Consider the following 12,305-nt stretch of genomic DNA (forward strand, 5'->3'; position numbering starts at 1 on the left):
ATGGATATCGCTCGTTATTCAATTGATAAACCCGTAAATGTATGGCTAATGGTAGTGATACTACTGTTAGGCGGTATTATCGCAATGACCAATATTGGTCGTTTGGAAGACCCCGAATTCACGATTAAACAGGTGAAGGTTTACACCAGCTACTCTGGCGCCGGCGCAGAGAAAGTGGAACGGGAAATTACCGAACCTCTTGAAATTGCTATCCAGCAAATGCCGCAGCTTAAAAAGCTGACATCAATTTCTTCGCCAGCCTTGTCTGAAATTACCGTTGAAGTTAAAAGCAACTATGACAGTAACGAGCTTCCTCAAATTTGGGATGAACTTAGGAAGCGCTTACGAGATGCCGCTACATCCTTACCGACCGGTGCAAAAGACCCTGTGGTTTTCGATGATTTTGGTGATGTTTACGGGCTATATTACGCCCTAAGTGCCCCCGATTTTACCACCAGTGAGTTACGGGAATTTGCGCGCTTAATTCGAAGAGACCTGTTAACGACAGAAGGCGTTGCGAAGGTCACTGTAAGTGGTGTGCAAACCGAACAGATAGTTGCCTACGTGAATCCTTATCAGCTTGCCGGATTAGGTATATCCTTTCCTGATCTAACCTCGCTGTTTGAAGACAACTTGCGCCCTTTTAACGGCGGCAGAGTATTGGTAGACGAAAAGAATGTGCGGTTAATCGTAGAACGGGCACCAGATAAAATTAAAGAAATATCTAACCTTTCGTTAGTTATTCCTGGTACCAATCGCTCTATTCGCGTTTCCGATGTAGCCACCCTCAAGTTAGAGCCTGCTGATATTCAGTCTCAGCTTATTCGTTATAACGGTGAAGAAGCATTAACTGTGTCGGTTTCAGCGCTGTCTAACGTGAACATTGTTGATGTAGGCACTCGGGTAAATGCTAAAGTGGATCATCTACTTAATACCCTTCCTGTGGGTATTACCCTTACCCCGATTTACGACCAAGCTGCGGTAGTTGACGAATCGGTCGATGGCTTTATTGCAAACCTAGTGATGTCGGTAGTCGTTGTGACCCTGACGCTGTGCCTATTCATGGGTTGGCGCTCTGGCGTAGTAGTGGGCGCGGTGCTATTAGTTACCGTGCTTGGCACTATTCTTATCATGTGGCTAATGGATATTCAGCTTCAGCGTATCTCTCTTGGCGCTATGGTTATCGCCATGGGAATGTTGGTAGATAACGCCATTGTCGTTGCCGAAGGCATGATGCTTCGAATGGCTACCGGCGCGTCGGCCAAAGATGCAGCAAGCTTTATTGTGAAACGAACGCAGTGGCCTTTATTAGGCGCAACAGTAATAGGTATCGCGGCCTTCTCTGGAATTGGTTTATCTGATGATGCCACCGGTGAATTCTTGTATTCCTTATTTGCCGTTGTATTAGTTTCTTTAATGATGAGCTGGGTGCTAGCCGTTACTTTAGTGCCAGTGCTTGGCGAGTTAGTTTTTCGCAAAGGCGTGAAGCAAACCGATGGCGATGAACCTACCCTGCTGCAGCGCTGGTTCACCAAAACACTCACCGGGGCATTGAAATTACGATGGGTGACCATTGCTATGCTAATGGTCATTACCGTAGTAGCTTATGGCAGTTTCGGTATGGTAAAACAAGGCTTTTTCCCACCCTCAAACGCCCCGCTTTTCTTTGTACATTATTGGGGCCCTCAAGACCGTGATATTCGGGCTACCGAAAAAATCATTAAAGAAGCTGAGCAACGTATTTTAGCGCAAGAAAATGTAACGGCAGTCACCACCATTATTGGTCAAGGTGCAGACCGCTTTACGCTAACTTACGCACCCAAAAGTGCCAATGAAAACTACGGCTTTTTCATGGTACGGGTTAATGAGTTAGAGAATATTCCTGCCGTTCAAGAAAAGCTTTCCGGCTTACTCAACAATATCGACCTTGATGCTAACTTCTACCAAGAACGTATGCAGTTTGGCCCAGGTTCTGGCGCTAAACTTGAAGCACGATTCTCAGGCCCTGATGCAGAAGTTTTACGAACCCTCGCCGAAGAAGCGAAAGGCATGATGTTAGCTGACAGCAATATCAAAGATGTTCGACATAACTGGCGTGAAAAAGGTGTCGCCATCAATACCCAGTACGATAATTACAATGCGGGAATTGCAGGCGTGTCTCATTCAGATTTCAGTCAAACCGTGCAATATGCTAGTAGTGGCTTGCGCTTAGGCAGTGTGCAAGACGGAGACTATGCCTACAGTATTGTGGCAAAAATGGGGCATCCCGATGACACTGCCATTCAATCAGTTCGAGAGAGCCAAGTATGGTCGTCTCAGCAACGTCAGTACGTACCTTTTACGCAAGTATCAAGCGGTTTAGATATTGTGACCGAAGAGCTTCGCATTCATAGAAAAGATAGATTGCGTACCATCACGGTAGAAGCTGAGCCTGGCGACAATGAAACTGCCGCGAAAGCATTTGCGCGTATTCGCCCTCAAATTGAAGCGATGGACATTCCTGCCGGTTATGCTCTTGAATGGGGCGGCGAATTTGAAAGCTCTAGCGATGCTCAAGCTGCACTTGGTGCAGGCTTACCTGTGGGTTTCTTAGTGATGTTCATTATCTCTGTACTGTTATTTGGCCACGCTCGTCAGCCGCTAATCATTTGGTTAGTGGTACCTATGGCTATTGTCGGGGTAGTAACAGGCCTTCTGTCTACCAATATGCCATTTGGCTTTATGTCACTTCTTGGGTTTTTAAGTTTATTCGGCATGTTAATTAAAAATGCCATTGTACTTATCGAAGAAATAGACCTACAAATTGAAGAAGGGCTAGAAATCAAAAAAGCGATAGTGGAAGCGACATTAAGCCGTTTACGTCCTGTAACGCTGGCCGCATTAACCACCATTTTAGGTATGGCACCCCTGTTATTCGATGCCTTCTTTGCCGACATGGCAGTTACGATTATGGGCGGATTAACCTTTGCCACCATTCTCACGCTTATCGCCGTTCCTGTACTGTATAGCATCTTATTTAGAGTGAGTTATCGAAAAACCAGTTAGTTTACATATGGCAAGCTAACCAACAAAGAAGGTGCGTATAAACGCACCTTCTTTATTCATGTAAACGTCGCTAATTTGTCTTTTCGGCTCCCCCCTTAATTAGCAGATTAACCTTTCTTAGCATTCACCCTCGCTTCCATAAAGCGCATCACATCTCGCCAAGATACTATCCCAATTGGGCATCGTTTCTCATCAATGATGGGGATGCAGGAAATCTTATTTTCATTGAACAAGGAAATTGCGCTAACAATAGAATCGCTAGCAGAAAGGGTTAACACGTTTCGCGTCATAATCTGATGCGCTTTTTTTTCCAGTGTCGCTCGGTCACGAAAACGCTCATTAACCGTATTGGCAAAAGGGCTGGTGGCCTTTAATACGTCGCGGTCTGAAATGATGCCTTGCAGTTGATTCTGATGCACTACCACCAAATGATGAAACCCCGTTTCGGCGAACAAAGTTTGTATCAATTCTAGGCTATCATCCATGTGTACACTGACCACACGCGTTGACATGATATGGGACAAGCTCATGGTATTCCTTTTATGTTAACCTTAGCGATTCTTATATTCCTTTATAAGGGCACTGCGTTCAATATTGCTGCCCTCAAATTTTGGATCAAAGGCTAACGCAAATTTTGCCAAAGTGTTTACCCGATTCCTCGAAAGCAAACGCATCCGATAGCCTTTCAAGGGCAAATGTAGTATCAACCACAGGTTTAAAATCCAAACACTCCAAGGCACTAACAAAGTCACATTGCTCTTTATTGCTACCCACAATAACCCCAGTTAACCTAATTTGTTTTCGCATAAGAGTAGCCGTTGGAATATCACCTTTAATACCGGTTAATACCCCAATAAGTACAATACTTCCCCCTACTCTACATGCATGAATAGATTGCCCTAATGTGGCAGGGCCGCCCACTTCTACTACGTGATCGACTCCTTTCCCGCCGGTCCACTTGGCAACGGTTTTCCCCCACTTTTCGTCTGTTTTATAATTAACCGTAAAATCTGCACCTAGGGCTTTAGCTTTCTCTAACTTTTCATCAGAGCTTGAGGTTATAGCCACTTTCGCTCCCATTGCTTTGGCTATTTGAAGCGCATATATAGAAACACCACCAGTACCTAACAATAGAACCGTGTCGCCCGCCTTCAAGTTACCTTCCACAACTAAAGCCCGCCATGCGGTCAGCCCTGCCGTAGTGATAGTAGCGGCTTCTTCATGAGACCACCCTGTAGGTGCTTTAGTAAACCACTGCTGCGGTTTTACCACGACTTCTCTGGCGTAGCCGTCAATACCGTCGCCGGGTGTGCGACTAAAATCACCTACTGTAGGTGCGCCACTTAACCAGTCAGGAAAAAAGGTAGAAACCACATGATCTCCTGGGAAAAATTGTGTAACGCCTTCCCCAACTTCTACCACTACGCCAGCGCCGTCAGACATAGGGATGCGGTCGCCCTCAGTGGGAATAGCGCCCGTCGCTACGCTATAATCATGATAATTTAGAGAGCTAGCGTGGATCCTTACTTTAATTTCATCATTGCCGACGACGGTTGGCTCTGCTTCGTCTGCGCAGTAAAGTGATGCTAAGCCTTCACTGTTGTCTTTCAAACGCATTACTTTCATAAGATTTCCTTCCTGATTAGCAAGTGACAATAGTTGCGAGTATAAAATACCAATAGCGCTAAAAAACTCGCAACGCAACATATGAACATAAGTAAATATGATCTATTGATGAGTATAAAGGTAAGGATAGTGACGATTAATTAAAGACGAGAGGAAAAATAAAAGCCCCTTGGCGAGCAAACTGCAAACGCCAAGGGGAAAAGTGCGCAAAGGGAAAGCGCTTTGGGAAAGTAAATAGTACAAATTTAAAAGTTAGCACAAGTCGTTATTTCAAAAACATATTCAAGAGCTTGTTCAAAAACTTATACAAGAACCTGTGCACGAAAATTTAAGAGGCGACATCGATAACAATTTTGCCCATGGCTTTGCCGCTTGCTAAGCGCGCATGAGCATCACCTGCTTGCTCAAGGGTAAACACTTCGCTATCCAAGACGGGGGTTAATGCGCCTACATCAACAATGTCGGTAATAGCGCGTAATATAGCGCCATGACTTTCACGCTTGTAGTTGTGGATCATAGGGATCAGCATGAATACAACATGCAAACTCAAACCTTTGAAGTGCACTGGGGTTAAATCTGTTTCAATAAACGACACGGTCGTCGCTACTTGACCACATAACTTTGCAGCTTCAAACGAGTTAGGGAGGTTACCGCCACCCACAGAGTCATAAATCACATCGAAACCAGCGCCACCAGTATGCTTAGCAACATAATCAGCCAGTTTTTCTGAGCGAAAATCAATATAAGTAGCACCGAGTTTCTCAATAAGGGCGGCTTGCTCGTCGGAACCACCTGTAGCAAAAACTGATCCACCAAAGTAACGGGCCATTTGGATAGCAAGGTGACCCACACCGCCAGCGCCGCCATGGACCAACACGGTTTGATCTTTTGCAGTTTGTGCGCGGGTTAGTCCCTCATAAGCGGTGATCCCCACCAAAGGTAAAGCTGCGGCTTCACGCATCGACAACGATTTGGGCTTAGGCGCAATAAGACGAACGTCGGCTAACATTAATTCAGCCAGCGAGCCTTGCAAGTCGGCTAGGCCACCCGCACACCCATAAACTTCATCACCAACGCTAAAATTATCTACGCCTTCACCAACGGCTTCAATCGTACCGGCAAAGTCCATCCCTAATACACCTCCAGGCAGTTCGGGAGCAAATGGTAGGTCTTGACCCATTTCTCGTATCATGGTGTCTACTGTGTTCACGCTGGTTGCGGCAATACGCACAATCACGTGACCAACTTTAAGCTGCGGCGCGTCTACTTCAGCCGCAGTAAATACTTCAGGACCACCAAATTCGTTAATAACCATTGCTTTCATGAGAGTTCACCTCGTTGCGTTAAGTTCGAGGGTTATAATAGACACTAGCCATACATATGATAATTGGGTTATAACCACATACAGTTTTTAGATTTTATTGATAATCAATGATGAACATCGACCACCTTAAGCTTTTTGTACGTATCGCCAATACCAATAACATCAGTGTTGCTGGGCGTGAACTGAATGTTTCACCGGCTGTGGCCAGCGCTCACATTAATAAATTGGAAGAAAATTTGGGCGTGCGACTTATTCACCGAACCACGCGAAAAGTGTCGTTAACCGATGAAGGAAAACTATTTTTACCTCATGCGGAAGAAGTGTTATCTAGTATTGAGGTCGCTCAAGCTGCCGTTGGCGTTGGCTCACAAACGCCACAGGGCACATTGCGAGTAACCGCTCCAGCCTCTTTTGGTCGCCTACACTTAGTACCTGCTATGGAAGAATTCTTAGCATCTTACCCTCAGTTAAATATCGACTTTCGATTCAGCGACAGTATTTTGGATTTGATAGAAGGCGGGTTTGATGTAGCAATTCGTGACGCGGTGCTAAAAGACTCTAATCTACACGCTAGGAAACTGGCTGATGACAAGCGAATTATTGTAGCGTCACCAGACTATATTAAGAAATATGGTGCGCCGAAAACCCCACAAGACATACCTCAACATGCTGCGGTAAATCTTATGGGTTTAGAAACATGGGAATTCAACACACCGCAGGGCGTAGTATCGATAAAACCTAAAACGCGAATTCGTATGGATAATGGTGAAGCGGTGCGCGACGCAGCCATTGGTGGCAATGGCTTAACCCTCACCGCCACGTGGTGTAGCTACCCGTATCTTAAAAGTGGTCAATTGATTCAAGTCTTAAAAGATTATCCATTAACTGCTGAATGTGCACTGTGGGCAGTATATCCAAGCAACCGTTTATTGGCGCCCAAAGTGCGCGCCTTTATCGACTTTTTAAAGGAGCGATACAGTGGTGAACCCTACTGGGATAAGGCGTTGCGAGAAGCGGGTCTTTAATAGAAAAGTCATAAAAAAACCACAGTAAGTAAACTGTGGTTTTTAAATAACTAAATAATCTCTATTAGGTTTTATTGCCTATTCGAAGGCATTAATCTTGGGCTTTAATCACGAAATGCTCTTGCCCAGCATACGTCGTAACGTGCCATCTTTGTCCATAACATGATGCTTTAACGCGCCTGCAATGTGAAGCAGTACAGCACCAATGAGTACATAGCCTAAATAATGATGCACAGTGCCGCCAACTTTCGAAAGCTCATAGTTTATTGGCAATGTTTTTTCAGGATCTTCTACACTGAAATTTTGAGCGAACACCTCTAATCCAAACACAGATAAACCGTGCCCCCCCAGAACCGAGGTCATAAGCCCAGATATCGGCATTAGCAGCGTGCTAAGAATAAGTACCCAATGAATCACTTTAGCTACGCCATGCACTAACGCAGAGTAATCCCCTGCCGCTGTAGGCCAACCATTCTTCATTCGCCACGCCACCCTGGCTAATGCAAGGAATAGCACAATAAAGCCAAAAGATTTATGCCATGAAAATACCCAATAGGCATTTTCCTCTACCATATAGACGCCAGAAGCCAGCATGCCAATAATGATTAAGCCAACAAGCCAATGTAGAAATAAAGTGGTAGGTGAAAACTTTTGATGTGAATCGTACTGCATATTTTCCTCTGGCATCGCGATGGTTAATAATGTGCTTCACTATAGAAGACGTCTGAAATTACGCTCTTATAAATTTCATAGAGCCCTGCTACTTTTTTACCGCAAATGCTATTTACATAATGCGCAACTCGCAAAGTAAAGCTCACGAGCCTTTTTGCTATTCTAAATTAAAAACCCAACTTAGCACGGGAAATTTTGCTTGGGTATAGGGGGAAACGCCTATAAAGCGCCCCCCTCAGGTTGATAACTAGGGCCCGTCTCGATTAGAGTAAAAGCGTTAAATGCGTCGCGCATATGTTTTTGTTCTTTCCCAGTCTGACTGATATAAAACTGTCGCGCTTGGCTGTAATGGTCTGCAAAGGTTTCTGAACGGTAGCGTGTTTTACTGCCTTCCATAGGCTCTGCATGTGATTGGAAACCCGTTTCTGGACACGCACGAGGGTTATTTTCATCGGCATCCCACGAATTTGGTTCGTAGTTGGCGCGCCCTTTAGGCTTTTGTATTGCCATATGGCCGCCTTGTTGAAAATGGCGCATTGGGCATTTGGGTGCATTAATAGGAAGCTGCATAAAGTTCGTGCTACCTAGGCGTTTTAATTACGTATCCAAGTAGGAATATTTTACAGACTCGCAAGGCAAGCGTTAATAAGGATGAGAATAAGGGCGTGATTGAAAAAGAGAAATAGTGCCGAATAGGCAAAACACACCAGGTGACCTGATGTGTTCTACATAAACATGATAATTTTGAAAAATATTAACTTAAGTGGCTGGCGACAATAGCTTCAATCACATTAACCAATTGCTCTCTATTTGCTGGGTTTTCACCAAATGGATGCGCAGGCGCAAACTGATTGTTATCATTATCGAAATATTCACCTTTTACGTTAGCAAACCTATCACTAACGGCAGCTTCCACAAATATCGTCGCACCTATTGCTAAATCACCACCGGCTACACCATAAGCTTCTTTCACCATTTTACTTCCAAGCAAAGATTTAGGGTTAACAGACACAAACAATGGCCCTGTTGCCTCGTATTTTTCGGCAAAAAAGCGCGTCCACATGGTAATAGCAAGCTTGCTTTGTGCGTATGCCATGCCGTCACTCATAGAAGGGCCTTGGCTTAGCAGGTCAAAGTTTACGGGGGCTTGTGCCGCAGATGACACGTTAACTACTCGGCCATCACTTGGCAAAAGTGGCAACAAACGTTTAGTAATGATGAACGGCGCAATCGTATTCACCATGAAGCGTACGTCTAAGCCAGCGCTTGTTTCAATTGAGGGAGAGTGAAACACACCAGCATTATTAATGATAACGTCAATCGCTGAAAAAGCGTCTGCCACATGAGTTGCAAAATTATCTACTGCTTTAAAGTCGCTTAAATCTGCCACGAACCCTGTCACCTTTATTGCAGGGTAATCGGCACCTAACATTTGCTCTACACGCTTTAATTTATCAGCACTTCTTCCGTGAATGATCAAATTATGCCCTTCGTGAGCTAACAATTTGACGGTTTCAAGACCAATGCCGTCGGTCGCGCCTGTCACTAATATTGTTTTCATCCGTTCATTCCCTCTTTTTGCAAAATAGCTTGATGACTAAATTCGTCAGAATGGAAATGCGGTAACACCATTTCCGACAGTTTTTGTAAAGTTTCTTCAACCGGAGTGCGATTAAACCTAAGGTTGAGTGCAACGTGGTTAACGCCACTGTCACGCAATACTAAAAGGTAATCTAATAAACGGTTTATTCCGCAGCGCACACCCAAATGAATTGGTGATACCGGAGAATTATCGTTTGCGTCTATATCAATATAGAGCGGTTGCATCACCGGCTTACTTCGTTTGGTAAAGGTATTCACACGTGAGCGATAACTATCAACCACGTGAGCTTGAATTTTAGGGCTTCTGGGGTACGTAATTAACCCGTCTAGGTGCTCTGCCCCCCAGTTCGGTGATTGTTGAGAGCCCCCTGTGATCATCATTGGAAAGCGTTCACCATGGGGCTTGGGCAGTAAGTCCAAGGTTCCATTCACATGCCCAAAGCTATTGTTAATTTGGCCATACCCTTGCATCATACGTTTTATATATTCCACGCTTTCACGAAAGCGTTCGCCTCGGTCATCAAACCCTAGGTTAATAGCCGGGTATTCTTCAGGTCTGTCTCCAGAGTCCACCCCTAACACTAGACGTCCGCCGCTGAGTACGTCGATACTCGCAGCAGCCTTAGCAACTTGTGCGGCATGGCGCTGAGGAAGTACCAAAGATGCTACGCCAAGCGTAATGGCTTTCGTCAGTCCTGCAAGCATGCCTAGATAAACAAAAGGGTCGTATACTTGCCCTGCATCGCCAAATGTTGGCACATTGAATAAAACGTCTCTTATCCACACAGCTTTAAAGCCCAAGCCTTCTGCAAGCTTCACTCTTTCTATATGGTCTTGCATAGTAGGGACAGGCCCATATGGATAAGACTCGATTGGCACAACTAAGCCTATCGACATACGACCATTGTTAAAGACATTGCGAAAGCCGTTGTTAATTTTCGCAAAATTAGGCGCGTTTGACTCGGTACTCATTTATGCTGCTAGGGTCTGAAAAACTGTTGAACCAAGATTACCTTCCTCGAACATGAATGATAATTAAGCATTTTAAGAATTAGTTTCAATAAAAAATTGATAATGTACTAACCAAATGTGATTCACTTATATCTATAACGTAATATTTCTAAAAACCCGCTAGCCAGCGTTTTAAATTGTTTATAGACTGCAGGCATAATAATGAAAATGCGACAGGTATAGGGTTGGCAGGGCGATATCACCGCTAGTTCAACATGAATACACAGTTTAGTTTTATAGGGTTCTCAAGTTAATGTCTCAACAAAAAGTAGGTTTAGTGGGCTGGCGCGGTATGGTTGGCTCAGTGTTAATGCAGCGCATGCAAGAAGAGCAAGATTTCGCGCACATTGAACCCACATTTTTTACCACTTCTCAAAAAGGCCTTCCAGCGCCAGACTTTGCCGGTGCTAACGCAGGTGTACTAGAAGACGCCTTTGATATTCAAGCGTTAGCTAAGCAAGATATTATTATTACCTGCCAAGGCGGTGACTACACCAAAGAAGTGTACTCTTCATTGCGCGATACTGGCTGGAATGGATACTGGATAGACGCAGCGTCAGCGCTTCGCATGAAAGACGATGCGGTCATTATTTTAGACCCTGTAAACCGTAAAGAAATTGACGCTGGCGTAGAAAGCGGCATTCGCACTTTCGTAGGCGGAAACTGCACGGTATCGTTAATGTTGTTAGCACTAGGTGGCTTATTCGAAAAAGACTTGGTTGAGTGGGCTTCACCCATGACATACCAAGCTGCTTCTGGTTCGGGTGCTAAGCATATGCGCGAACTTATTAGCCAAATGGGTGCCATTCACACTAATGTACAAGCAAATTTAGACAATCCAGCGTCGGCGATTTTAGACATCGACAAGCAAGTAGCTGAGTTTATCAGAAGCGAAGATTATCCTTCTGAGCAATTTGGCGTGCCGCTAGCAGGAAGCTTAATTCCTTACATTGATTCACAGCTGCCTTCTGGGCAAAGCCGTGAAGAATGGAAAGCACAAGCTGAAGCCAATAAGATTATGGGTTTAACTGATCAGCCTATTCCTATTGACGGCATTTGTGTGCGTGTAGGCGCTATGCGTTGTCACAGTCAAGCTATTACCATCAAGCTTAAACAAGACCTGCCAGTTGAAGACATTGAGCAAATTCTTGCACAGCACAATGAATGGGTGAAAGTGGTACCAAACGATCGTGATGCCACCATGCAAGAATTAACGCCTGCAAAAGTGACAGGCACATTGTCTATTCCTGTAGGTCGAATTCGTAAACTGACCATGGGGCCAGAATATATTTCAGCCTTCACCGTAGGCGATCAACTGCTATGGGGTGCTGCCGAGCCGCTTAGAAGAATGCTGCGTATTGTTCTTGGTAAGGCTTAGATAAGCCGAATTTAAACATAAACTCGGCTATAACATTTGGAGCTCGGCTTTTTAAGCCGGGCTTTTTTGTATTAAACTACCACCGCCCCCCCTTTTTGCTAAGGCTCGATTGGTAATACCTCTCTAGCAAGGCAGTCGTGCTGACGTTCTATTGTTAATGTACTCTTGTTAAAGTACTTTCTCTAACTTCCTATTATTTATGCCCTATACCTTTTCAGACCAAACCGCGAATTCATTACCCCCAGGCTCAATAAAGTGAAACCGGCAGCCCCCTGGAAATTCAAAAATAGACTTGTTCACATCGCCACCAGCGCCTTCTACCTTGCTTAACGTTTGCTTAATATCAGCACTGTAAAAAACTAATAACGCACCGCCATTTTCTGTAATGCCAGCATGCTTAGCTTTAAAAAAGCCCCCGTCTAATCCTTGGTTAGCAAATGCCGTGTATTCAGGCCCGTAATCGGTAAATGCCCAACCAAATACGGTTTCGAAAAAGCGTTTAGTACTGTTGATATCCAATGTACCGAACTCAACGTAGTTTAGCTTTTCATATGTTGCCATGGTTTTTCCTCATCTATTCAGGTAGATATGGTGAATACTGTAGTGTTAGCGGCTAATATTC

The 12,305-nt window shown here is 44.6% G+C and carries 10 protein-coding genes and 1 pseudogene; 3 read left to right on the plus strand and 8 right to left on the minus strand.

What is annotated here, in order from left to right:
- Positions 1-3,045 carry an efflux RND transporter permease subunit gene (locus FLAVO9R_RS11505; RefSeq protein ID WP_159531416.1) on the plus strand — a complete coding sequence of 1,015 codons (3,045 nt, stop codon included), beginning with the start codon at positions 1-3 and terminating at the stop codon, positions 3,043-3,045.
- A 107-nt stretch (positions 3,046-3,152) separates the two neighbouring features.
- Here the strand turns inward: FLAVO9R_RS11505 and FLAVO9R_RS11510 are convergent, their stop codons facing one another.
- The 3 genes from FLAVO9R_RS11510 to FLAVO9R_RS11520 form a co-directional block, all read right to left on the minus strand.
- On the minus strand, positions 3,153-3,575 hold the full coding sequence (locus tag FLAVO9R_RS11510) for a CBS domain-containing protein (RefSeq protein WP_159531418.1): 423 nt from the start codon (positions 3,573-3,575) through the stop codon (positions 3,153-3,155).
- Between the two features lie 85 nt (positions 3,576-3,660).
- Positions 3,661-4,671 (minus strand): zinc-dependent alcohol dehydrogenase family protein, encoded by a 1,011-nt coding sequence (locus FLAVO9R_RS11515; RefSeq protein ID WP_159531420.1) that lies wholly within the window; start codon positions 4,669-4,671, stop codon positions 3,661-3,663.
- 328 nt (positions 4,672-4,999) lie between these two features.
- Positions 5,000-5,995: a zinc-dependent alcohol dehydrogenase family protein gene (locus FLAVO9R_RS11520; protein ID WP_159531422.1), complete on the minus strand. Its 996-nt coding sequence runs from the start codon at positions 5,993-5,995 to the stop codon at positions 5,000-5,002.
- Between the two features lie 110 nt (positions 5,996-6,105).
- On the opposite strand from FLAVO9R_RS11520, the gene FLAVO9R_RS11525 reads away from it, so the two are divergent.
- Complete coding sequence (locus FLAVO9R_RS11525; protein ID WP_159534581.1) at positions 6,106-7,020, plus strand: LysR family transcriptional regulator; 915 nt, start codon at positions 6,106-6,108, stop codon at positions 7,018-7,020.
- Positions 7,021-7,128: 108 nt separating this feature from the next.
- On the opposite strand, the gene FLAVO9R_RS11530 is transcribed toward FLAVO9R_RS11525, so the two are convergent.
- The 4 genes and pseudogenes from FLAVO9R_RS11530 to FLAVO9R_RS11545 form a co-directional block, all read right to left on the minus strand.
- Positions 7,129-7,692: a cytochrome b gene (locus FLAVO9R_RS11530; protein ID WP_159531424.1), complete on the minus strand. Its 564-nt coding sequence runs from the start codon at positions 7,690-7,692 to the stop codon at positions 7,129-7,131.
- A 279-nt stretch (positions 7,693-7,971) separates the two neighbouring features.
- Positions 7,972-8,310 (minus strand): annotated as a pseudogene (locus tag FLAVO9R_RS11535) (catalase); the annotation flags it as partial.
- Positions 8,311-8,446: 136 nt separating this feature from the next.
- Positions 8,447-9,253, minus strand: a complete 807-nt coding sequence (locus FLAVO9R_RS11540) for an SDR family NAD(P)-dependent oxidoreductase (protein WP_159531426.1) — start codon at positions 9,251-9,253, stop codon at positions 8,447-8,449.
- Positions 9,250-10,266: an LLM class oxidoreductase gene (locus FLAVO9R_RS11545; protein WP_159531428.1), complete on the minus strand. Its 1,017-nt coding sequence runs from the start codon at positions 10,264-10,266 to the stop codon at positions 9,250-9,252. The genes FLAVO9R_RS11540 and FLAVO9R_RS11545 overlap by 4 nt, the downstream gene beginning before the upstream one ends.
- Before the next feature lie 292 nt (positions 10,267-10,558).
- On the opposite strand from FLAVO9R_RS11545, the gene asd reads away from it, so the two are divergent.
- Positions 10,559-11,683: an aspartate-semialdehyde dehydrogenase gene (gene asd / locus FLAVO9R_RS11550; RefSeq protein ID WP_159531430.1), complete on the plus strand. Its 1,125-nt coding sequence runs from the start codon at positions 10,559-10,561 to the stop codon at positions 11,681-11,683.
- A 204-nt stretch (positions 11,684-11,887) separates the two neighbouring features.
- Here the strand turns inward: asd and FLAVO9R_RS11555 are convergent, their stop codons facing one another.
- A complete protein-coding gene (locus FLAVO9R_RS11555; RefSeq protein ID WP_159531432.1) occupies positions 11,888-12,244 on the minus strand; it encodes a VOC family protein in 357 nt (118 codons plus the stop codon).
- Between the last annotated feature and the right edge of the window lie 61 nt (positions 12,245-12,305).

The organism is Alteromonas sp. 38, from assembly GCF_902506055.1.
In the GTDB taxonomy this organism is placed as follows: domain Bacteria; phylum Pseudomonadota; class Gammaproteobacteria; order Enterobacterales; family Alteromonadaceae; genus Alteromonas; species Alteromonas lipotrueae.